We start from the raw sequence: 24514 nt of genomic DNA on the forward strand, positions 1-24514 counted from the left end.
CTACTCCTTATCTAAAGCACTAAACGCACAAATTTATTTTTGCCGACTTGTAAAACTTTACCTTGTAAATCACTAGTAGCTGCGAAAGTGGTATCGACATCAGAAATGCGATCGCCATCTAAACGTACTCCACCTTCTTGAATTTTCCGCTTGCCTTCCCCTGTACTTTTGCACAAGCCAGTGACATTAAGAAGATAAGCTAACTTCACAGGAAATTGCGATACCCCAGCTAGAGAGAATTCTGGAACTGCACCTTGCTTACCGCCGCTTTGGGCAGCTTCTTTGGCTTCTTGGGCTGCTGTTTCCCCGTGGTAGTATTTCACAACTTCCCATGCTAAAAGTGTTTGGCGATCGCGGGGATTTTCTGGCAATTTGTCTAAAGGTAAATCCGTCAATAGTTCAAAATATTGATCCAATAGCCCATCAGGAACACCCTGTAATTTTTGATACTTTTGTCCTGGGTGTTCTGATAAGGCAATATAATTACCTAATGACTTGGACATTTTTTGCACGCCATCAGTACCAATTAAAATCGGCAGCAGCATTCCAAACTGTGGCTTTTGACCAAAATGACGTTGTAAATCTCTGCCCACAGCAATGTTAAATTTTTGATCGGTTCCTCCTAATTCCACATCTGCCTTCACAGCAACAGAATCATAACCTTGCATCAAGGGGTACAGGAACTCATGGATAAAAATCGGATTCTCTTTTTTATAGCGATCGGCAAATCCTTCTTTAGCTAACATCTGCCCGACCGTCATGGTGGAAAGTAACTCCAAAATTTTCTCTAAGTTTAGCTGGGAAAGCCATTGGGAGTTATAGCGCACCTCTAACCGTCCTGGTGTGTCAAAATCCAAGATAGGACGTACTTGGTCAAGATAAGTCTGGGCATTGTGGGCTACTTCTGCTTCTGTAAGCTGACGACGCACCTCTGATTTACCAGTCGGATCGCCAATGCGTGCCGTAAAATCGCCAATAATTAGAACTGCTGTATGACCAGCATCTTGAAAAGCTCGCAGTTTTCGTACTGGTATGCTATGACCTAGATGAATATCAGTGCCTGTGGGATCGATTCCTAATTTAATCCTCAAAGGTTGGTTTGTAGTTAATAAGCGCTTTTCTAGACTTTCACTGTTATTATCAGCTGGTTGTGGGAAAACTTCTACTACACCACGACGCAACCAATTCATATCTTGCGTCATACCAGAAAATCCATCGTTAGCTATGCTTTGTACACTAGAAGTTAAGTTGGTTATAAGCACTTGCAATTTATCCACTTTCTCATCTGCCAAACTACTATAATTGCAAAAAATTAACCGCCTTGCTTCGCCCAATTAATTACAGTTAAATTTACAAGTTGAGGAAGTGAAATCGCCGTGTCGTCGTCTAGGACTTTTGAAGATAAGCAGCCGCAACGTCGGGCTTCATCAGGTTTCGAGTTTTTGAAGGGAGTCGGCCAGGTAACTGGCGGGACTCTGCTTTCAATCACCATGCTGGCAAGTTCCATTGTAGCCGGAGGACTGGTTGGTTTAGCCATTAGTTTCCGTAATTTGCCAGATGTCAGACAGCTACGTAATTTCTTTCCTTCAGAAACGACTTACATTTATGACATTAAGGGTAAACTTTTAGCTAGTGTCCACGGGGAAGCCAACCGAGAAGTAGTTCCCTTAGATAGAATTTCCCCAAATCTCAAACGGGCAGTATTGGCAAGTGAAGATAGCCACTTCTACACTCATCACGGTATTAACCCCACTGGTGTTGGACGTGCTGTAGTAGTTAACGCTGTGGCAGGTGGAGTCCGCGAAGGTGGCTCTACTGTTACTATGCAGTTAGTAAAAAACTTATTTTTGACTCGCAAGCGTGCCTTTACCCGGAAGTTAGCCGAAGGAGTGCTAGCAATTCGGTTAGAGCAAATTCTTACCAAAGACCAAATTTTAGAAATGTACCTCAATCAAGTTTATTGGGGTCATAACAATTATGGTGTACAGACTGCGGCTCGCAGTTACTTTAATAAGTCAGCAGAATATTTAACCTTGGGCGAGTCAGCAATGATGGCTGGTTTGATTCAAGCACCAGAAGAATTCAGCCCGTTTGCGAGTATGAAGCTGGCAAAACAGAAACAAAAAGAAGTACTGGGACGAATGCTGGAAATGAATTGGATTAACCAGCAAGAGTATGACGATGCCCTCAAGCAAGAAATCAAACTTGGCAAAATCAAATCCTTTCAAGGTAGTGCCCTACCTTATATCACCAACACTGTAGCGCAGGAATTGGCTAAGAAGTTTGGCCGCGAGGCACTACTCAAGGGTGGAATGCGGGTACAAACTACGGTTGACGCCAATTTTCAGACTATGGCAGAGGAAACTGTCGTCAAGTGGCATAAATCACTGCTGGGGCAGGGATTATCAAAGAATCAAATTGCTTTGGTGGCTATCGATCCGCGCACGCATTTTATCAAAGCCTTGGTGGGTGGTGTAGATCCGAAAGTCAGTGAATTCAACCGAGCAACTCAAGCTCAGCGACAGCCCGGTTCTTCTTTTAAACCCTTCGTCTACTATACTGCTTTTGCTACTGGTAAATATGGGCCGGATACAACAGTGGTAGATTCTCCAGTTAGATATCAAGATGGTAGTGGTTGGTATTCTCCCAGGAATTACGATGGCAGTTTTAGCGGCCCGATGCCAATTCGCACAGCTCTAGCGCAGTCACGGAATATTCCTGTGATTAAAATTGGTAAGGCTGTGGGAATGAATCGAGTTATAGAAACCTGCCGTACCTTGGGGATTATGAGTCCAATGGAACCCGTGACCTCGCTACCTCTGGGGGCAATTGGTGTCACGCCATTAGAAATGGCTAGTGCCTATGCTACCTTTGCTAATTATGGCTGGCAGTCTGCACCTACTGTAATTGCCCGCGTTAGTGATAGTAGTGGCAATGTATTACTAGATAATACTCCTAAACCGCAACTAGTTCTCGATCCTTGGGCTTCCGCAGCTATTATTGATGTGATGCGAACAGTAGTTACCAGTGGTACTGGTAAAGGTGCTGCTATAAATCGTCCCAGTGCTGGTAAGACTGGTACAACTTCCTCAGAAAAAGATATTTGGTATGTTGGTACTGTACCGCAGTTAACTACTGCTGTTTGGGTAGGAAGAGACGACAACAGACAATTAGCTAGCCGTGCTACAGGCGGCGGTATGGTTGCTCCTATTTGGAAAGATTTTATGGAAAAGGCACTCAAAAATGTGCCTGTAGAAAACTTCAAGTCACCTTCCCAGTTTCCCCGTCCCAAGTCTAATTAGAGTTAGGAGTTAGGAGTTAAGAGTTAGGAGTTATTAAGTAACTCCCACCTGATATTGGTTTACCTCTAGTTAAATGAATTTTTCCAAAATTAAGCAAAATTATAATTTTGGATAAATTAAGGAAGTAACGAAGCTTTCAAGACTTGATTCACATAAATTTTAACTCCCAACTCCCAACTCCCAACTCCTAACTTCATGTTAAGGCTGTTTTTCTAGCTCGGCTTTCATCCGTTCTAAAGTGAGGTGCATTTGGTCAAACATTTGTTGGGGAGTAACACCAAACTGACCTAACTGGGTTTTCAGTTGCTCTACTGTCATTTGTGCCATGAAGTCTTCTGATAGCTCGAAGCGCTTCATAAAGATGCGATACCGATCCATCATGGCTTCCATTTGCTCAATAAATAACTTTTTGCCCTCGCGGTCAAATTTCCCATAGCTGTTGCCAAGCTTGATAAGTGCTTGATAATCATCAAACAACTGCTTTGCTTCTTGCTGAACTATTTCAGAATCGAAGAATCCCATGTTGCCTATATAAAACTGAGCGCCCAGACTCAGTAGCTTAATAGTTTGACTTCTATTTTTATTCTAGTCTAGGGGAGTAATATAGTGGACAAGCTTCGGTTTGAGTACGGTTTATTACCGAAATTTCAACACTTGACTTGAGAACGTTTCCCGTTTTTAAATCCACCTAATAAAGCTGCAATACTCAAAGCTTTAGCAATTGATTTCGGATTGCGGTTTTCACCAGGTTGAATTTTCAATCTGGTAGCGCATTTCAAAGCTAGTGAATGTTGGGGGTCAAGTTTTAATGCTTGAGTAACGTAAACCCTAGCCATCCCTAGTAATTTCTGTCGCAGATGTACAAAACCTAATAAGGCGTGATAATCACTATTATGAGGCTCTAACTTGATGGCATCTCGCAGTTCTTGGACAGCTAGCGTCCATTTGGTTAGTTTAATATATTCAATAGCTCGCTCGTAGTGGCGTTGAGCGTAATTTTTCAAAACTGGTTTGACATTAGTTTCTTCACTTAATGTCACTTGAACTAGTTTAACTTCTACCTTGGAGATAATGGGGAGAGGTTCTTGAGGTAGCAATAGATTAGATTTATGCAGCTGTAAATAAACTAAATTCAGTATCCTGATTTGTTGGGTTACTTGATAAAACTGATGTAGTGATTTGTATTGAGCTTCTGCATAGCAGGCCATCGCTTCTTCGTAAAATAACTCTGCTTGGGGTGCAGTCATTTCCCGAATCTCTTGGAATAGGACACTTTCAGAAGACAAAGCTTGCTCCTTCAACACTCTTGCTTCTGAAAGTAGCATGGCTATGGCACTAAAGCGCTTGTGTTGATTTTTTAACTGCTCGTAAGCTGGATTGATTAAATGGCTAAATATTGCCGTTGCTAATTCTTGGTCTCGGTTGCTGCTTTTGGTATGGCGATCGGGATGTAGCAGTTTTGCTAAAGTGTGATAGCGTTTGAGAATCTGGCGATCGTCAGCAGTCACAGAAATTCCTAGTACAGCATAAGGATCGCAAAGCTGTTCAGTCCATTTCGGTGGTAGGAAAGTTTGTGACATTGTAGTAATCCCATCGCTTAAAAACTAAAAATTACCATCAAAGCCAAATGCCCACTCATGTGACACCTACTCAAGTTGATTGTCAAACTTTAAATCCTGGGGTTTTCCACCCAAAAATCATCAAGACAAGGTAGACTAGTTGACTAAAATAAAATTAGATGACCACTATTTAAGTAAAAACTTAGCAATATATTCAAAATGATTGCCACCATTATATTTCTTGATTGCAAATTTTGAATTCGTAATGGCTATTTTATTGTAGGAACTGTGGTACTGGTATATTTTTTAAGAATATGTTGACTAAGCGCAAGAGCCGAAGTGTTGCCGCTGTTCTAGCTTTTTCTGGCACGCTGACAATTTCCGGATTACATAAATTTTATTTGGGACAGCACCTGTGGGGTATTTTGTATGTCTTGCTTTCGTGGACGCCTATCCCCAAGGTAGCTAGTGCTATTGAGGGAGTTTGGTATCTAGCCCAAGACGAAGAAGCTTTCGATCGCAATTTTAATCTCGGCAAGTCAGCTCTCAGGAATTCACAGCGAGTGAGTAATCAAGTAGGAGCAGTTGCTGATGCTTTGCGCGAACTTGATGCTTTACGCCAAGATGGACTAATCTCCGAATATGAATTTGAGCAAAAACGCCGCCAACTGTTAGACCAAATTTCTTGATATTAGCGACAATCATGAACAATTGGCTACCTTTCAATTTGAAACTGCAAAAACTCCGTGCCAAGTTGCTCAAAGATCCCTACTATCGGTTGCAATCTGGGGAAGAAATCCAGATCGCCGCACAATTAGGCATTCGTATTGATGCTAATCAAGCAACTGTAGATGATTGGTTGCGCTTACCTGGTTTATCAATTCACCAAGCGCGATCGCTTGTGGAACTTTCACGTTCTGGTGTGAAATTTTACTGTATTGAAGATATCGCTGCGGCTTTGACTATACCTTCCCCGCGACTCGAACCATTAAAACCGCTATTAAATTTTAATTATTATGACCACGAATCTTTAGATTCTCCAACAAATTTAATTAATCCGAACACAGCAACAGTTGAAAGTTTAGCAAAAGTTCCCTTTATCGATTTGTCTCTAGCGCAAGCAGTGGTGCAAAATCGCCAATCTGCCGGCCCTTTTCATAACTTGGCTGATTTCCAGCGACGATTAGAACTACCTGGTGATGCGATCTCTCAACTAATGTATTTTCTGCGTTTCTAATTGCTTATTTATTAAGTAGCCAGTTTTAATCACAAACAACTGACTACTTACTAGTTAAATCAAGCCAATCCTATCTAGAGGCCAAAAGCGAAATGTAGCCCGACCAATGATATTTTTTCTGGGTAAAAAGCCCCAATAACGAGAGTCGTTACTGTCGTTGCGGTTATCTCCCATAACGAAAAATTGGTCTTTTGGAACTTTTACAGGCTGAAACGGCTGATTTGCTGGTTCAGCAATGTAGTCTTCTGCTAAGGGTTGGCCGTTGATATAAACTTGGCCCCTAACAACACTAATTACCTCACCAGGTTGACCAATGACTCGCTTAATGAAGGCTTGGTCTTGGGGATATCCTCGACGTTGTAGTTCTGCGGGTGGCTGAAAAACGATAATATCTCCAGTTATGGGGGGGTGAAAATGATAGGAGATTTTTTCCACCACCAAGCGATCGCCAGTATGTAAGGTGGGTAACATCGAATCAGAAGGTATGTAACGAGGTTCGGCGATAAAAGTCCGAATTAGGAGTGCCAAACATAAGGCGATGGCCACTAAAATTAGATTTTCTTGCCAACTACGCCATACTTTTAAAGGCGCGCGCTCTTTTTGTGCATCACTTTCGTGAGGAATCATAGAAATTTTTAGCCAGTTAAAGAAGTGGAACAAATACCTTGATTATTTTGCTTTCAAAGGTATACTGATAAGCAAGCTGAGTTTCTTCCTAATTAATACATAGATTAAATAATACAGTTATTGCATCTACCAAAACTATGCAAAACTGCCGAAAGTCAACTATGACCTGTTTCAGGGAACATAGGCTGGAGCTTAACGCTCTTAAATAGACAATTAAAAATTTTAATTCTAATTGCTGCAATTATAAGGCAAGTCACTAAATAATTTTCAGCTTTGCTACCTCCTGCTAAAAAAAGCTAGTTGCCGACTGTAAAACTATATAGCCAGTCGGTTTTTTCTACGAGAGCAAAAGTTAACTGGATTGAGTGTAATTAGTCAAGAAACATTCGATTTAAATAGAATATTTAATGTTTTAATGGTTTTGTGACAGACTATTAAGATTTTCGCAAATTGTCGAAGGAAGTGCGATGAAGTTACGTAATTTTACGGTAACAACGGATATTAAATTGTAATATCAATAATGTATAAGCCTCTTTAGTTATCAAGAGTAACGATAGCAGATAAAAAGTAAGTAGCAATTTTTACTAAAGTTTCAACATCAAAAATAGAGTTAATCCGCTAATACAATTATTTTTGCTAAATAAGTAAAAAGTATCCAGATTAACGACTAAGTGCCCCTCGGCAATGAGAAACTATATTGAATTAATTTCCGTCTCTCTATTTGATAAAAATTACAAAGTAATATTCTCTGAGGTGAAAATTTAATTTTTTCTTAAAAGGGAACCAATGTCATTAGGCAGTAAAATATATTTTATAATTTTTATAACTAAATACTTTATTAAAGTGTTTTTTCAAACAACTTACAAAGTGTCAGTTGTTCTGTAAATTAATTAAATATAACTTTCCTGTAACAATGAGAGCTTGCAAAAGATAAGATTTGTAGCCTTGACAGTTTGAATTGAACTGATTTGGTATCCATCGAAAGTATATTAGTGGCGTAGCTAGTAAAAAACAACAGTACATTCAAAACTTTTCTTAAGAGGATTTACACGTGTGGTGAATTATCTAAATTATGCTCCTTCCAAAGACTAGCAATGGTAACCAGTAAGTGCAGACTCCATTGTTTATGATTCAGTGAAAATTAAACATTTAATTTTCAATTCAACTTGTAAAATCTGTGTCATTGGTTCTAATTTTCAGAATTATACAAACCATTGGTTTTTTAAATATCTAAAAAAATATGTGCTAGAACGTACTGTCATATACGTAGGATGGTTTTCTTGGTGAAGGAGCTAGATGGTGGAAAATAATAAGCCGTTTTTTTGGCCAGAAGGGATATTAATTGGGTTACTTGCTTTGGGTGGTGTTTTTAGTGTTGGTGTCATGATGCTTCTCAGACCTAATACTTCGGAAGCTCAGATTAGACCAAATATCAGTGTCAATAATGTATCTGCAAACACAGGAACTCAGCAGCGCATTGAGAAATTCAAGGGTGCGATGTTGACCATTTGGCAACAACAAGCACAAATAAAAGGCTTCTCCTACCCTGTACCATCCCGTTTTCAAGGAACGATAATTAAAGAAGCAAAATTTACTCAACCAGAGAAAGTCATTGCTCTTACCTTTGATGATGGCCCTTGGCCTCAAACTACAAAACAAGTACTAGATATTCTCAAATCAAATAATATTAAAGGGACATTTTTTGTTGTTGGGCAAAACCTAAAAAATTATCCAGAATTAGGCAAAGAAATCGTAGCTCAAGGTCATGTGATTGCCAACCATACTTGGCATCACTGGTATCACTTCTTTAATCAGCAGGCAGCTGCCTTTGAAATAGACCGTACGGCAGACTTAATTTATCAAGTTACAGGAGTGAAAACAACTCTGTTCCGTCCTCCCGGCGGGATGATGCACAATGGGCTAGTTGGTTATGCCAAAGCCCAAAAGTATACTGTAGTAATGTGGTCAGCTGACTCCACGGACTATAAACTACCAGCTGTACCAAAGTTAATTAATAATGTCATCAAAGATTCTAGACCTGGTGGCATTGTGCTAATGCACGATGGTGGTGGTAATCGTTCTAGAACTGTGCAAGCTTTACCAGAAATTATTAGTAACCTGAGAAAGCAAGGTTATCGGTTTGTTACTGTTCCAGAACTATTGGAAATAGAAGATAAAGAGATACAATTACTTGCTAAGAAAAAGTAATAGTTATTAATTATGAACTTATTGCCCAATAGTAATTGACTAATACTAATTGCCGTTTTATTGAAGTTATAAGCTACAGATCCCCTACCTCTTAAAGAAGTCGGGGATCTTTGTTGTTTGTTAATGACTACTGGTGACTAAACTGAATTCAGTTGTTTCTTTTTGAGGATCGGCCTCTGGACTATCAGCTTCCGAAGGCGGAACCAACTGCCAGAATTTGGGCAAGAATTCTTGCCAATTTTGCAGAATTTTCTTCGCTTTTGGTGAACCAGTGCGTTCTGCATGAGTTTTGATTAACTCTTGCAACTGCTTTGCACCTGCTTGGGTAATCACTCGCTGCATTTTGACAATTTCTGGGTTGACTAATTCAGGGAAGGAACCGTCTTCATCTAAAAAGTATGCGAGTCCACCGGTCATTCCAGCCGCGACGTTACGTCCTACTTTACCAAGAACGACAATCGCACCACCAGTCATGTACTCACAGCAGTGATCCCCAGCGCCTTCAATAACTGCTACACCTTTGGAGTTTCTCACAGCAAAGCGCTCTCCTGCTAAACCATTGGCAAATAATGTACCGCCAGTAGCGCCATAAAGACAGGTATTGCCAACTATGACGTTTTGCGATGAATTGTAAATGGCATCAGATGGAGGTTTGATGATGATTTCCCCACCATGCATTCCTTTACCTACGTAGTCGTTTGCCTCTCCTTCCAAGGTAAGAATGATGCCTGGGAGGTTGAAAGCACCAAAGCTTTGTCCAACACTACCTGTGAATTTGAGATTAATTTGTCCTTCAAAACCGCTATCGCCATACTGGGAAGCGATCGCCCCTGCTAATCTAGCACCTACTGTTCTGTCAGTGTTGACTATGGGGAAGGTCTTGGTCACACTGGATTGGTTTTTGATAGCAGCTTGAATGTCAGCATCAGCAAGGAATTTATCATCCAAAACTACGCCGTTGCTGTGGACTTGTTCATGTACTAACCAGCGACGATTTTCTCTGCTGTCTGGTAGCTGGAGTAAACAGTTGAGATTTAGGGATTGGGTTTTGGTAAGTTTTACCTCTGGACGCATTGTCAATAAATCTGCACGTCCGATAATTTCTGACAAAGAACGGTAGCCGAGTCGTGCTAATAAACTCCGCACTTCTTCGGCAATGAAGTAGAAGAAGTTGACGACTTGTTCTGGGATTCCTGTAAATCGCTTGCGGAGTTCTTCTTTTTGGGAAGCTACTCCCACAGGGCAATTATTCGTATGGCAAATACGCGCCATAATGCAGCCTTCAGCAATCATGGCAATGGAGCCAAAACCGAATTCTTCAGCACCCATCAATGCACCTATTACCACATCCCAGCCACTCTTGAGGCCGCCATCGACGCGTAAAATTACCCGATCGCGCAAACTATTTTCCATCAAAACCCGATGCACTTCACTTAAACCTAGTTCCCAAGGCGAACCTGCATGTTTAATAGAACTGAGTGGCGATGCACCTGTCCCTCCATCGTGACCAGAAATCTGGATAATATCAGCGTTGGCTTTAGCTACACCCGCAGCGATCGTCCCGATACCAACTTCTGCAACCAGTTTCACTGATACTTTTGCTTTCGGGTTAATTTGATGTAAGTCAAAAATCAACTGGGCTAAGTCTTCAATGGAATAAATATCATGGTGCGGTGGTGGCGAAATCAGTGTTACACCGGGCTTAGAGCGCCTTAACATGGCGATGTATTGGCTCACCTTTGGCCCTGGTAGTTGTCCGCCTTCCCCAGGCTTGGCACCTTGGGCAATTTTGATTTCAATTTGTTTGGCGTTGACTAAATACTCTGGGGTGACACCAAAGCGTCCCGATGCAACTTGCTTGATGGCACTATAGGCGCGATCGCCATTTCGCAAGCCTTTTAAATGAGGTAGAGTTGGTGAGTGTCCAGATTCATCTACATCATCTAGGACTGTATAGCGCACTGGGTCTTCGCCGCCTTCCCCAGAGTTAGATTTGCCACCAATGCGGTTCATGGCGATCGCTAAAGTTTCATGTGCTTCTCTTGACAAAGCACCCAAGGACATGCCGCCAGTACAGAAGCGCTGGACAATTTCAGATACTGATTCTACTTCTTCTAGGGGAATTGCGGGGCGATCGCCTTGGAAGTCGAGCAAGTCACGCAAAGCCGTTAGCGGTCTGCCTTGGAGGTGCTGTTTGTAAACTTCGTAGTGGTCGTAGTTTTTGCCATCTAAAGCTTTATGCAACGCCTTCACCATTTCCGGGCTATTCATGTGGTACTCGCCCTTAGGACGATACTGTACAAAGCCCAGGTTTTCTAATTTGTTAGTTGTCAGTTCGGGGAAGGCTTTGCTATGGAATGAAAGCACTTCTAAAGCCAGTTCGCTGACACTCAAACCACCAATGCGGGAAGTCGTACCACAAAATCCCAAATCGATTAAATCTTTACCAATACCGATGGCTTCAAAAATTTGCGCTGCTTGATAGCTGGAGAGTAGGGAAATTCCCATTTTGGAGAGAATTTTTAATAAACCTGACTCTACTGCTTTGCGATAATTTCCTAGAGCTTGCTCCAAGGTAATAGAAGCAACTTTTTTTACCTCCATCAACTTTTTAGTTTTGGGGTCTGACCACCAATCACGCACTGTGTCCAAAGCCATATACGGACAAACAGCACCTGCTCCATAGCCAATTAGACAAGCAAAATGATGCGTACTCCAGCATTGGGCGGTATTGGCAATCAGGGATGTTTTCATTCGCAACCCTTCACGAATCAGGTGGTGATGCACAGCGCCCACTGCTAACAGTGGAGGAATGTAAGTGTATTCTGTGTTGATACCCTCGTGGCCCTGGTTATTAAGGGGGGTTGGGGGTATTTTGTCGCTTAAGATTAAAATCTTGGCACCTGCTTGCACTGATTGTGCGGCTTGTGCTTGTAATGCCTCTACAGCAGCTTTTAATCCTTCTGGCCCGTTAGCAATGGCAAATAAAGTTGATAACTCGGCTGTGGCAAATCCTGATAACTTAATCGCCTCTAATTCTGTTTCGTTCAATACTGGCGACTCAAGTTTCAATCTCCGAGCATATTCTGGCTTTGGTTCTAATAAGTTACCCCGTTCGCCCAACTCGACTTTCAAAGACATCACCAGCTTTTCCCGTAGGGGATCGATGGCTGGGTTGGTTACCTGAGCAAAGCGCTGTTTGAAGTAGTCATAAAGTAGGTGGGGCTTTTCTGACAATACTGCTAGGGGAATATCATCTCCCATACAGAAAGTGGGTTCTGAACCTGCGATCGCCATTGGTTGAATCACCATTTCCACATCTTCGGTGGTGTAACCAAAGGCTGTTTGCCGCTGGAGTAAGCTTTGCTTGTCAATATGCAATTGTCCTTGGTCATTACCATTGCCATTTGTTGATGATGTCTGAGTAATGACCAATGATTTCAAGTCTTGACGGTACTGTTGCAGCCATTTTCCATAGGGATGCTGCTTGGCGATGCGTTGCTTGATCTCCCAATTTTTCAGCACTTCATGATTTACTAAGTCCACGGCAATCATTTGCCCTGGGCCTAGTCTACCTTTCTCTATAATCTTGGCTTCTGGGAAGTCCACTACTCCTGCTTCAGAGGCCACAACAATGTAGTCATCTTCGGTAATTAGATAACGAGCTGGTCTTAATCCATTTCTATCTAGTGTCGCTCCGACTTTTTGACCATCACTAAATACTAAAAGTGCTGGGCCATCCCAGGCTTCTTGTAGACCGCTGTAATACTCGTAGAAATCAACAATTTCTGGATATTCGTTTAAAGAAGGCTGATTTTTGTAAGCCTCTGGAACCATAATCATTAAAGCTTCCAAGGGGCTGCGTCCAGAACGCACCAGCAATTCCAGCACGTTATCTAAAGTAGCTGAGTCGCTATTATCAACGTGGACTAATGGCTTAAGTTCGTTAATGCCATCGCCCCACACTGGATGATTCAGGGTAGCTTCTCGTGCCATCATCCAGTTGATGTTACCCAACAAGGTGTTGATTTCGCCATTGTGACCCAAAAGTCGCATTGGCTGAGCTAGCGGCCACTTGGGCATCGTGTTGGTACTAAAGCGGCGGTGATAAGCAGCAAAGGCACTTTTGTAAGCTGGATTTTGCAAATCTTGATAAAACTCACCCAATACAGCCGAACGCACCATACCTTTGTAAACAATTGTCCGGCTTGACAAAGAGCAGATGTAAAATTCTTCTGAGACGTTGTGTCGAGCTTTTTCAATGCGGCGACGAGTAATGTACAACTGACGTTCTAGTTCATCGCCGCTTTTATCTTCACAGGCGAAGATTACTTGTTCGATCTGGGGTTGATTTTCTCTTGCTTGTATACCAAGTAGATTAGGTTGTACTGGCACTACTCGCCATCCCAGTACAGTCAGTTTTTCTTGGGCAGCTACTTGCTCAACTAGCTTCCTAGCTTTTTGAGCAGCTTGTTGGTCTTGTGGTAAGAATATCATCCCCACAGCTTTGTTGCTAGTACATCGCAATTCCTGGCCTCTTTGGGAAAACTCTTGTTGCAACAACTCCCAAGGAATAGCTGTCAATACTCCCGCACCATCTCCAGAATCTTGGTCTGCACTACAACCTCCCCGATGTTCTAGACAGGTTAAAGCAGCTAAAGCTTTTTCGACAATTTCGTGGCTGGCATGATTTTGGCGATGAGCAATGAAACCTACACCACAGGCATCTCGTTCCTCTACTAACCACCTTTGCCCCTGGCTGGTATTTCTTGAGTCAATGTCTGCTGTGATTTTCTGGTCTTGATTCATCGATTTATTATTCATACCATGTACCTGAACTATTGAGTTACCAATTTTGCCACTACTTATGAGAAAAATTTTTCAATTTAGCGGAGCCAAAATACATCAACAATGCTGAAAATTTAGGGAAAAAAAATTTTAACTTCGGTTTTACTTTTTAGTTAACCCGTGTTAAAATCTTTACGTAGTTTTATGTATTTATACTATGATCCGACAAGTTATTTTTGCCAAGACATTGTGATTGCCCTGACATTTTTTCTCTTATACTGTGAAGCTAAGTATTTTCTCAATTCCCTCTTTCCAGATGCATATTAGCTACTTGCTTTGGCTCATTTTATATAAATCACTTAACGCTGCACTAGGTTTGAAAATCAAAATTATCCCGATCTAGCAATAAAATCAGCGTATTACAACATATACCCATTTGACAATTCCCAAAAATTTCTCTTTACCAGTCGCCACCTGTCTCACTAGCAATTACGCCCCATTGGAGTAGCAACAGTCGCAACTAACAATGAGGATTAAATATCCTAATCCAGTTTTGATAACCAACACTACCGTGTATAGTGCGGCCGCTATTAGTGCCAGTTAGAACACTTGCTTACAGTCGTTTAGGCAGCTAAATTACTTTTTCTCTTTACAAGAGACAACAATCCAATATATAGATTATCACGTTTTTTCGCAAAAAAAACTGATATTTTTATCTTTGCAAATAATTAGTTAGTTTATACCTTGGGTGATAGTTTTGAAAAATACCTAGTAAATTATGGTAAAAGTGCCGAATTGTTGCCAACAACAATACTCCTGTGTGATGTCACTAATTGGGAATGCGAAGTTAATGCAAGATACTTTGTCATCACTACTTTTGACAGTGGTCTGCTTGGCTACTACCCATGTTAACGCCCAGGAGTCCCTAAAAAACGATCGTCAAATACCAAGATTAACTTCACAGACGCCGACATCTCCTTTACCAGCAGTGTCATCGCCTTTGTCTGGTAATCAAATTTCTCTAAATGGGCGTACCTTGTCAGGAACTTGGTTACAGCGACCTGGAACAGCCAACCAAATCACAACTCACATCAGTGACGGCGCATTCCGGCAATTAATAGGAGTAAATTTTTTAAACAGTAGCGATTGGACTAGGCAACCAATACAATGGTTCTCCTTGGCGAGCAAGCCATTAGTTTTAAGCACTACCCTACTAAAGGGATATCGCTATCTAGATATTACGAATTTTGCCCAAGCAGCGGGATGGCAAATCCAAGCCAATGGTAACATACTAGCGATCGCCACCCCAAAAGCCCAAGTAATTAACATTGTTCAAAACCAGCAACCTTCAGATGCAAATCTTCCTCCTTTGCAACCAACTCGGATTGTTGTCGATTTAGATCGTCCAACTCCTTGGCAAGTTGCACAAGGAGCAACTGTGAAAACAATTCCCACTGCATCCCCAGACCCAGACACACCACCACCAAAATCCACCACACCACCAAATCGCGAGTGGATGGTTACCCTGGATGCAATGGCCGATCCCGCATTAATACAACGCTATACTCCCCAACCACCACCAACACTACTGCCAGATCTACTCAAACAATTATCGCCACTTACACCACCAATACCAGCCCCAGAACCATTAATTCAAAAAGTAGAAGTGGTGAAGAACCAAACCATTATTCGCTTGAGTGTTCCCTTTGGTTTATCACCTCAAGTGAATACTGTAGCAAACCCCCATCGCCTGATTATTGACATTCGACCCGATCCTTTAGAAGAGCGAGATATTACTTGGGCACCAGGATTACGCTGGCGACAGCGTTATATTAACTTGGGTGCAGAACGCTTTCCGGTGGTTTGGCTAGAAATTAATCCCCGTAGAGTCGGGTTAACCTTAAAACCGATGTGGGTTAGTCCTAACACACTTATTGGTACTGCTCCCTTAATTCAAACAGCACAACGTTACTTAGCGGTAGCTGCAATTAACGGTGGTTATTTTAACCGCAATAACAGATTACCCTTGGGTGCGATTCGCCGAGATGGTCAGTGGTTATCAGGCCCTATTCTCAACCGAGGAGCCATCGCTTGGAATAATTCCGGTCAATTTTACTTCCATCGCCTCACTTTAGAAGAAACTTTGAGCGCTACCAATAACCAACGCTTACCAATTCTCTTTCTCAATAGTGGTTATGTCCAAAGTGGTATTGCTCGTTATACTCCTGCTTGGGGAACTACTTACACACCTCTAACAGACAATGAAATTATCCTAGTAGTACAAAAAAATCGAATTACTAATCAGCTACCAGGCGGCAAAGTTGGCGAGCAAGCGATTCCTATTCCCTCGGACGGGTATCTGCTAACCTTACGCGCCAGCGCTACTGCTAGTGCCTCACAGTTACCTGTTGGCACCACAGTCAGCATTTCCAGCAATACAACTCCTGCTGATTTTAATCGTTATCCCCACATTATCGCAGCAGGGCCGCTGTTAATCAAAAATCGTCAAATTGTCCTTGATGCCAAAGCTGAAAAATTCAGCAATGCCTTTATTGCAGAAAAAGCTATTCGTAGCGGTATTTGCACAACGCCAACAGGCACACTAACAATCGCTGCTGTCCATAATCGTGTGGGTGGTTATGGCCCTACCTTGGCAGAACACGCCCAACTACTGCAACAAATGGGGTGTGTGGACGCCCTAAATTTAGACGGTGGTAGTTCCACCAGTCTTTACTTAGGAGGACAACTACTCGACCGTTTTCCGAGTACTGCTGCCCGCGTTCATAATGGTATCGGTATTTTCCTACAAAAATGAGGAATTGGTATCGGAGAATGTGTATTTGAAATAGGGATTGAGTGTTTGGGATTGAAGAATGTATTTTTAATTAATTTTAATGAATATTATTCTTTATTCCCTATTTATCAGCCCTTTTTTAAAGTTTACAACAAGCCGCCATTTTGGTTGATGAAGACTTAGTGTAGACCTATATCTTTTAATCAGTGACAGTTTACACCATAGGGATTGATTTTGTTATCTTTAGCAAAGTGCAACGAAATTCTGGTTTTTCAGGTAGCGAGATAGCACCAGAATTGTTCATCAAAATTTTAAGAGTACTGATGGTTTGTTATGTCTTCAAATGAGGTTACTATGGCTCGATATCAAGAAATTACACAGACTGAGACTCTACACATATCTCCAGCTATTAGTTCCAAAAGTATTGCTACCACTGAGTTACGTCCTTGGGGTGCTTTTACAGTCTTGGAAGAAGGACGTGGATACAAAATCAAGCGCATCGAAGTCAAGCCTGGACACCGCCTCAGTTTACAAATGCATCATCATCGCAGCGAACACTGGATTGTCGTCTCTGGTACAGCTAGGGTAATTTGTGGCGAGCAAGAAGTATTATTGAGTAATAATGAGTCAACTTATGTACCCCAATGTACAGCTCACCGTTTAGAGAATCCTGGCGTGATTCCTTTGGTGTTGATTGAGGTACAAAATGGTGAATATTTAGGCGAAGACGATATTATTCGCTACCAAGACGATTATGCTCGTACCAAGGATTAGAACCAAAAGAGCGTCATACAAGCTCTAAATTGAAAATAGAATACATTTTTGTGCAAATCGTCTTTAGTAACTACTGCATGTTATGAGTCCCTGCCTAGTTAAGGTGGGGAGTGCATTATTTTATTGAAGAAGACACAAAAAGTTAGGCAGTGACACAATAGCAGTCCTAGCAGTTTACGTCGGTTGCATTAGCGACGCAGGAGCGTCACTGCCGAACCCAAAGGGTCATATAAATGTAGTAATATGTAATCAGAGCCATAAATCTGTTGAGTAAGTATTTAGTGAAGTCAAAATCGATCGTCTTCATCTGAATAAAACGAATAACTCAACATTTACCACCTCTAAAACAAAATTGCTCGTTGACAAAAATGTTCATTTGTCCTTTAAAGTTTAAATTGTAGTGTATAAATGAATTCTCTAGATATGAAAATTAAAGCGTATTTATACATAGAATTTTGGTAAGTACAGCATTTTGGGGTCAACCAATCTGTAAAATAAACGTAGGTTATTCAGTTGCAAAAACGAATTTCATGATTCATCTGAGTCAAGCAGCCGCGAGTGAAATCGTGCGAATTAAGTCCAAGCAGCAGCCAAATGTCTTGTTTCGATTAGCAGTAAAACCAGGTGGCTGTTCAGGTTTTTTTTATGATATGTCCTTCGATGAAGCAATAAAAGTTGGCGATCGCATTTTTGACTTCGACGAAGTGCAAGTAATTGTAGATGCCCAAAGCCTAAATCAACTCAACGGTTTGACAGTAGATTATTCAGAAGACTTGATGGGTGGTGGTTTTCGCTTTCATAATCCCCAGGCGATCGCTACATGTACCTGTGGCAATTCTTTCTCCATAAGTAATTAGTCATTGGTAATTACTCATTATTTCCGCTTTACAAATGACTAGGGACAAATAACAATTGACATAAAACCCAAAAAAAAGATATAATCAGGATTTGTTAAAACTTAGACCATAAGCAGCTTTACGCGCTGTAACTCATGCCAACAATACAGCAGCTAATACGTAATGAACGCGAACAAGCGCGTCAGAAAACCAAGTCCCCGGCTCTGAAACAATGCCCCCAACGTCGGGGAGTTTGTACCAGAGTATACACGACCACACCAAAGAAGCCTAACTCAGCTCTACGCAAAGTAGCAAGGGTAAGACTTACCTCTGGTTTTGAAGTTACAGCTTACATTCCAGGGATTGGTCACAATTTGCAAGAACACTCAGTTGTCATGATTCGTGGCGGCCGGGTTAAGGACTTACCAGGCGTGAGATACCACATTATCCGTGGCACCTTGGATACAGCCGGAGTCAAAGACCGCAAGCAAGGCCGTTCCAAGTATGGAACCAAGCGTCCCAAAGAAGTGAAAAAATAGGATTAGGCGATTAATCGCGCTAAACACGATTAATCGTCTGTTCTACAAAGGCTCAGGGAAAAAAAGCGAACGCCACTTGTGTTCTTGCAACAGTCATCAAGACTGTTTTATTTGTTTGAAGCAATCAAGCAAGCTACACCCTACACTCAGCGAGCAAGTGTAGAATTTCTGAGGAGAATGCTGTAAAAATAGCAGAATTCTCGTTTAGACATTAAGGTTTAGAATCTTGTCGCCTTGAGTATTCAGTTGCTCTTAGCAAGTCAAGCAATTTGAGATTTGTGATTTGAGATTGATCGAAATTTCAAGAAAATGAAACTTACACGCTCTTGATTTTTGATTTGTTCTAACCGTTAGGTTAAGGGCATATTAACGAAAAATTTTAATCCAAAATCCAAAATCCAAAATCCAAAATTGGCAGCTGTAACGCTCAAAAAAATGAGGAAGTCTGAGGGTTGGGTTCCACCGCTTTTAGTTTCCGGTGTCTGATAGCATATAAAATCGTTGCCAAATCCGAATTAAAGGTGAAGTATGTCTCGTCGTGGTGTAATTCAAAGGCGCCCAGTTCCGTCTGACTCCGTATATAATAGTCGCCTTGTGAGCATGATGATCAGGCGGATCATGCGTCATGGCAAGAAATCCCTTGCTGCCAGAATTGTTTATGATGCATTAAAGACCATTGAAGAACGCACTGGTAATAATGCCTTAGAAACTTTTGAAAGAGCGGTGCGGAACGCTACGCCTTTAGTAGAAGTCAAGGCTCGACGAGTAGGTGGAGCAACCTACCAAGTACCAATGGAAGTGCGTTCCGAACGGGGTACTACCCTAGCACTCCGTTGGCTGGTGCAATTTTCTCGCTCTCGACCAGGGCGCACAATGGCAAGCAAACTAGCAAATGAGTTAATGGATGCTGCTAACGAAACTGGAAATGCAATTCGTAAGCGGGAAGAAACGCATCGGATGGCCGAAGCTAACAAAGCATTTGCACATTATCGTTACTAGCTAGAAAAACGATATATCGTAATCCTCAAGCGGTATATCGTCAGATTTACAAAAAAGGCGGTTTTCCGTAAAAGTATAGAATCTTAACAAAGAGTAATATACAAGATATCATGAGGCCAAAACAATAGGAGGTAATTGTGGCACGCACGATCCCGCTAGAGAAAGTACGCAACATCGGTATTGCGGCGCACATAGATGCGGGCAAAACAACAACAACAGAGAGAATATTATTTTACTCTGGGATAATTCATAAAATTGGCGAAGTTCATGAAGGAACTGCCGTCACAGACTGGATGGATCAAGAGCGGGAGCGGGGAATTACCATTACTGCTGCTGCTATCAGTACCAGCTGGAAAGATCATCAAATTAACATTATCGATACTCCGGGTCACGTAGACTTCACCATTGAAGTTGAGCGTTCCATGCGCGTGTTGGATGGTGTAATCGCGGTATTTTGTTCTGTGGGCGGGGTACAACCGCAATCTGAGACAGTGTGGCGTCAAGCAGACCGCTACAAAGTGCCTCGGATCGCCTTCATCAACAAGATGGATCGTACAGGAGCGAACTTTTATAAAGTTCACGAGCAAATGCGCGATCGCCTGCGGGCAAATGCGATCGCTATTCAACTGCCAATTGGTAGCGAAAACGACTTCAAGGGCATTGTTGACTTGGTAAGGTTGCGTGCCTATATCTATAACAACGACCAAGGAACTGATATCCAAGAAGCGGATATCCCCACCGACTTGCAAGAACTGGTAGAAGAATACCGTACCAAGCTCATCGAAGCAGTAGCAGAAACCGATGACGATCTGATGACTAAGTACTTCGATGGAGAAGAACTTACAGAAGATGAAATCCGTACTGCTCTACGTAAAGGTACAATTGCAGGTACGATTGTGCCAGTACTTTGTGGCTCGGCATTTAAAAATAAAGGCGTACAGTTAATGCTGGATGCAGTTGTAGATTACCTACCTGCACCAAGTGAAGTGCCGCCAATTCAAGGCATACTGCCCAATGGCGATACTGTTGAACGGCGGGCTGATGACAACGAACCCCTATCAGCTCTGGCATTCAAGATTATGGCCGACCCTTACGGGCGTCTGACATTTGTTCGAGTTTATTCTGGAGTGCTGAAAAAGGGTAGCTACGTCCTCAACGCTACTAAGAATAAGAAAGAACGGATTTCTCGCTTAGTTCTGATGAAGGCAGATGAACGGCAAGATGTCGAAGAATTGCGTGCGGGCGATTTGGGAGCAGCTCTGGGATTGAAAGACACCTTGACAGGTGACACGCTCTGTGATGATGGTTCGCCAGTAATTCTGGAATCTCTATTCATTCCTGAGCCTGTAATCTCGGTAGCGGTTGAACCCAAAACCAAGAATGACATGGACAAACTGTCCAAAGCTCTGCAATCTCTCTCAGAAGAAGACCCAACCTTCCGCGTCAGCGTCGATCCAGAAACTAACCAAACCGTAATTGCTGGGATGGGAGAACTACACCTAGAAATTCTGGTAGATCGGATGTTACGCGAATTCAAAGTGGAAGCAAATGTTGGTGCGCCCCAAGTAGCTTACCGCGAAACAATTCGTAAGCATGTAACCAGAGTCGAAGGTAAATTCATCCGCCAAAGCGGTGGTAAAGGTCAATACGGTCACGTAGTGATCGATTTAGAACCCGGAGAACCTGGCAGCGGCTTTGAGTTCGTCTCCAAAATTGTTGGTGGTGTCGTACCAAAAGAGTACATTAGCCCCGCAGAACAAGGAATGAAAGAAAGTTGCGAAAGCGGGTTTTTAGCTGGATATCCGTTGATTGATGTCAAAGCGACGTTGGTTGATGGGTCATACCACGATGTGGACTCTTCAGAAATGGCTTTCAAAATTGCTGGCTCAATGGCAATGAAAGAAGCTGTGCTTAAAGCTTCACCAGTACTATTAGAGCCTATGATGAAAGTTGAAGTGGAAGTTCCTGAAGATTTTATGGGGAACGTCATTGGCGACCTCATCTCTCGTCGGGGGCAGATTGAAAGCCAAAGCACTGAACAGGGACTCTCGAAGGTGGCATCTAAAGTTCCACTGGCAACCATGTTCGGCTACGCCACTGATATCCGGTCGAAGACCCAAGGTCGGGGTATCTTCACAATGGAGTTCAGCCATTATGAAGAGGTACCCAAGAGCGTAGCTGAAACTATCATTGCAAAAAGCAAAGGGAACGCTTAATTAAAAAAGGAAACAAGGATTCATGGCACGCGCAAAGTTTGAAAGGACTAAACCCCACATTAATATCGGTACAGTTGGTCACGTTGACCACGGTAAAACCACATTAACAGCAGCCATCACCATGACATTGGCGGCTCTTGGTCAGGCTGTAGCTAAAGGCTACGACCAGATCGATAACGCGCCAGAAGAAAAGGCACGGGGTATTACCATCAATACCGCTCACGTAGAGTATGAAACCGAAAAGCGCCATTATGCTCACGTAGACTGTCCCGGACACGCTGACTATGTGAAAAACATGATCACCGGTGCAGCGCAAATGGATGGTGCCATCCTTGTAGTTGCTGCTACCGATGGTCCTATGCCCCAAACCCGCGAACACATCCTGCTGGCAAAACAGGTAGGGGTTCCCAGTCTGGTTGTCTTCTTAAACAAAGAAGACTTGATGGATGACCCAGAACTGCTGGAACTAGTGGAACTAGAACTGCGGGAATTGCTTTCTAGCTACGATTTCCCTGGTGATGATATTCCCATCATCAAAGGTTCCGGTCTGCAAGCTCTGGAAGCAATGACCAAAAATCCCAAGACCCAACGGGGAGAAAATCAGTGGGTAGACAAAATCTACGAACTGATGGATGCTGTTGATTCTTACATCCCGACTCCAGAACGGGATGTTGATAAGCCTTTCCTGATGGCTGTAGAAGACGTATTTACCATCACAGGTCGTGGTACAGTTGCTACTGGACGTATCGAAAGAGGCAAAGTCAAGGTCAACGATACTGTAGAACTAATTGGTTTGAGAGAAACTCGTACCACCACCGTCACCGGGATCGAAATGTTCAAGAAAAGCCTTGATGAAGGCTTGGCTGGGGATAACGCCGGTGTACTGCTACGCGGTCTGAAAAAAGAAGACGTAGAGCGCGGTATGGTAATAGCCAAACCTGGTTCGATTACGCCTCACACTCAATTTGAAGGTGAAGTTTACGTATTAACTGACAAAGAAGGTGGTCGGAAGACACCATTCTTCGCTGGTTACCGTCCTCAGTTCTACGTGCGGACAACAGATGTGACCGGCACAATCAAAGCCTTCACCTCTGATGATGGCAAAGATGTAGAAATGGTGATGCCAGGCGATCGCATTAAAGTGACTGTAGAATTGATCAGCCCGATCGCTATTGAACAAGGAATGCGCTTCGCTATTCGTGAAGGTGGTCGCACCATTGGTGCTGGTGTCGTCTCCAAAATTGTGAAATAGCACCTTTTTGCTCATAACAAAGGAGCAGAGATGGTATAGTTCCACTCTGCTCCTTTCTCTTCCTTGAAATAAAGGGAGTAGGGAGTAAAAAAAAAGATACCGAAGCTCCCTTCCCCGTTTACCACTCCCCTAATTACGCAGAACCTGGACAACTAAAGATGGCAACTCTACAGCAGCAGAAAATTAGAATTCGCTTACAAGCTTTTGATCGACGCTTATTAGATACATCTTGCGAGAAGATTGTAGACACCGCTAACCGCACCAATGCTACAGCGATCGGGCCTATTCCTTTACCGACAAAACGCCGAATCTACTGCGTGCTGCGATCGCCTCACGTAGATAAAGATTCGCGGGAACACTTTGAAACCCGCACTCATCGCCGGATTATTGATATTTACCAGCCATCTTCTAAAACTATTGATGCTTTGATGAAATTAGATCTTCCATCTGGTGTAGATATCGAAGTCAAACTTTAATTCGTTATTATTCATTAGTTATTGGTCATTAGCAATTTGTCAATAAATAAAGGACAAAGGATAAATGACAAAAAACTAATGAAATTAGTATGAATATTTACTTTGCCCTGAAGAAATATATCTCAGGGCTTTTTATTTAGCCGCAGAACAAATGATAGAATGTAGACAAAGTACGGGAAAAGCAGAGAAAAATAAATTTTAAAGATTCAGTTTATACCAAGGTAACAATGGCATCATCTTCTAAAATTGCAGTCCGCGAACTACCTCTGTTCCCGTTACCCGAAGTAGTTCTGTTTCCTACTAGACCATTGCCCCTGCACATCTTTGAATTTCGCTACCGAATCATGATGAACACGATTTTGGAGAGCGATCGCAGGTTCGGTGTTTTAATGTTCGATCCAGTTAAAGGTACTATTGCAAACACTGGCTGCTGTGCCGAAATCGTTCATCATCAGCGGCTACCAGACGATAGGATGAAAATGCTGACCTTGGGACAGCAAAGATTTCGTGTATTAGAATACGTTCGTGAAAAGCCATACCGCGTTGGTTTGGTAGAGTGGATTGAAGATCATCCACCAACTAAAGATTTACGGCCTTTGTCTTCAGAAGTAGAACAACTGCTACGGGATGTTGTACGTCTGTCAGCTAAATTAACAGAACAAAATATTGAGTTACCAGAAGATTTACCAGATCTCCCAATCGAGTTATCTTATTGGGTAGCAAGTAATCTTTATGGTGTTGCCGCAGAACAACAGTTATTACTAGAAATGCAAGATACTGCAACTCGTCTAGAGCGGGAAGCAGAAATTTTAACTTCTACTCGTAATCACTTGGCAGCTAGATCTGTTCTGAAAGATACATTTAATGATAAATGATGAGTAGTTATTAGTCATTGGTTATTTGTCAA

General features: G+C 42.3%; 18 protein-coding genes. 13 read left to right on the plus strand and 5 right to left on the minus strand.

Annotated elements, in window-relative coordinates:
* Positions 1 to 11: 11 nt before the first annotated feature.
* Positions 12 to 1202: a tyrosine--tRNA ligase gene (tyrS, locus tag VF06_RS04015; RefSeq protein WP_180267252.1), complete on the minus strand. Its 1191-nt coding sequence runs from the start codon at positions 1200 to 1202 to the stop codon at positions 12 to 14.
* Positions 1203 to 1376: 174 nt separating this feature from the next.
* Between tyrS and VF06_RS04020 the strand changes: the two genes are divergently transcribed.
* The gene (locus VF06_RS04020) at positions 1377 to 3302 is read left to right on the plus strand and encodes a transglycosylase domain-containing protein (protein WP_099066771.1); all 1926 of its coding nucleotides are present in this window, start codon (positions 1377 to 1379) and stop codon (positions 3300 to 3302) included.
* 198 nt (positions 3303 to 3500) lie between these two features.
* On the opposite strand, the gene VF06_RS04025 is transcribed toward VF06_RS04020, so the two are convergent.
* Both VF06_RS04025 and VF06_RS04030 read right to left on the minus strand, forming a co-directional pair.
* Positions 3501 to 3824: a DUF1825 family protein gene (locus tag VF06_RS04025; protein WP_096536737.1), complete on the minus strand. Its 324-nt coding sequence runs from the start codon at positions 3822 to 3824 to the stop codon at positions 3501 to 3503.
* Between the two features lie 125 nt (positions 3825 to 3949).
* A complete protein-coding gene (locus VF06_RS04030) occupies positions 3950 to 4882 on the minus strand; it encodes a J domain-containing protein (protein ID WP_099066770.1) in 933 nt (310 codons plus the stop codon).
* A 293-nt stretch (positions 4883 to 5175) separates the two neighbouring features.
* On the opposite strand from VF06_RS04030, the gene VF06_RS04035 reads away from it, so the two are divergent.
* On the plus strand, positions 5176 to 5550 hold the full coding sequence (locus VF06_RS04035; protein WP_099066769.1) for an NINE protein: 375 nt from the start codon (positions 5176 to 5178) through the stop codon (positions 5548 to 5550).
* A gap of 14 nt (positions 5551 to 5564) precedes the next feature.
* A complete protein-coding gene (locus tag VF06_RS04040; RefSeq protein ID WP_099066795.1) occupies positions 5565 to 6098 on the plus strand; it encodes a ComEA family DNA-binding protein in 534 nt (177 codons plus the stop codon).
* Positions 6099 to 6152: 54 nt separating this feature from the next.
* Here the strand turns inward: VF06_RS04040 and lepB are convergent, their stop codons facing one another.
* The gene (gene lepB / locus VF06_RS04045) at positions 6153 to 6725 is read right to left on the minus strand and encodes a signal peptidase I (protein ID WP_099066768.1); all 573 of its coding nucleotides are present in this window, start codon (positions 6723 to 6725) and stop codon (positions 6153 to 6155) included.
* Between the two features lie 1299 nt (positions 6726 to 8024).
* Here lepB and VF06_RS04050 point away from each other — a divergent pair.
* Entirely contained in the window at positions 8025 to 8933 is a 909-nt protein-coding gene (locus VF06_RS04050) for a polysaccharide deacetylase family protein (RefSeq protein WP_099066794.1), read from the plus strand.
* Positions 8934 to 9053: 120 nt separating this feature from the next.
* Here VF06_RS04050 and gltB read toward each other — a convergent pair whose 3' ends face one another.
* On the minus strand, positions 9054 to 13757 hold the full coding sequence (gltB, locus tag VF06_RS04055; protein ID WP_099066767.1) for a glutamate synthase large subunit: 4704 nt from the start codon (positions 13755 to 13757) through the stop codon (positions 9054 to 9056).
* A 742-nt stretch (positions 13758 to 14499) separates the two neighbouring features.
* On the opposite strand from gltB, the gene VF06_RS04060 reads away from it, so the two are divergent.
* The 9 genes from VF06_RS04060 to VF06_RS04100 all read left to right on the plus strand — a co-directional run bounded on the left by VF06_RS04060 (position 14500) and on the right by VF06_RS04100 (position 24482).
* Positions 14500 to 16536: a phosphodiester glycosidase family protein gene (locus tag VF06_RS04060; RefSeq protein ID WP_099066766.1), complete on the plus strand. Its 2037-nt coding sequence runs from the start codon at positions 14500 to 14502 to the stop codon at positions 16534 to 16536.
* 333 nt (positions 16537 to 16869) lie between these two features.
* Entirely contained in the window at positions 16870 to 17289 is a 420-nt protein-coding gene (locus tag VF06_RS04065) for a cupin domain-containing protein (RefSeq protein ID WP_099066765.1), read from the plus strand.
* Between the two features lie 530 nt (positions 17290 to 17819).
* Entirely contained in the window at positions 17820 to 18146 is a 327-nt protein-coding gene (locus VF06_RS04070) for a HesB/IscA family protein (protein ID WP_099066764.1), read from the plus strand.
* Positions 18147 to 18280: 134 nt separating this feature from the next.
* A complete protein-coding gene (rpsL, locus tag VF06_RS04075) occupies positions 18281 to 18664 on the plus strand; it encodes a 30S ribosomal protein S12 (RefSeq protein WP_099066763.1) in 384 nt (127 codons plus the stop codon).
* A gap of 528 nt (positions 18665 to 19192) precedes the next feature.
* Positions 19193 to 19663 (plus strand): 30S ribosomal protein S7, encoded by a 471-nt coding sequence (gene rpsG, locus VF06_RS04080; protein ID WP_099066762.1) that lies wholly within the window; start codon positions 19193 to 19195, stop codon positions 19661 to 19663.
* A 137-nt stretch (positions 19664 to 19800) separates the two neighbouring features.
* Positions 19801 to 21879 carry an elongation factor G gene (gene fusA, locus VF06_RS04085; protein WP_099066761.1) on the plus strand — a complete coding sequence of 693 codons (2079 nt, stop codon included), beginning with the start codon at positions 19801 to 19803 and terminating at the stop codon, positions 21877 to 21879.
* Positions 21880 to 21901: 22 nt separating this feature from the next.
* Positions 21902 to 23131, plus strand: coding sequence for an elongation factor Tu (gene tuf, locus VF06_RS04090; protein WP_099066760.1), 1230 nt, complete (start codon positions 21902 to 21904; stop codon positions 23129 to 23131).
* 158 nt (positions 23132 to 23289) lie between these two features.
* Positions 23290 to 23607: a 30S ribosomal protein S10 gene (gene rpsJ, locus VF06_RS04095; protein WP_008232935.1), complete on the plus strand. Its 318-nt coding sequence runs from the start codon at positions 23290 to 23292 to the stop codon at positions 23605 to 23607.
* A 227-nt stretch (positions 23608 to 23834) separates the two neighbouring features.
* Positions 23835 to 24482 carry an LON peptidase substrate-binding domain-containing protein gene (locus tag VF06_RS04100; RefSeq protein WP_099066759.1) on the plus strand — a complete coding sequence of 216 codons (648 nt, stop codon included), beginning with the start codon at positions 23835 to 23837 and terminating at the stop codon, positions 24480 to 24482.
* Positions 24483 to 24514 lie beyond the last annotated feature (32 nt).

Origin of the sequence: Nostoc linckia z4 (assembly GCF_002608075.1) — a bacterium.
Classification (GTDB): Bacteria; Cyanobacteriota; Cyanobacteriia; order Cyanobacteriales; family Nostocaceae; genus Nostoc; species Nostoc linckia.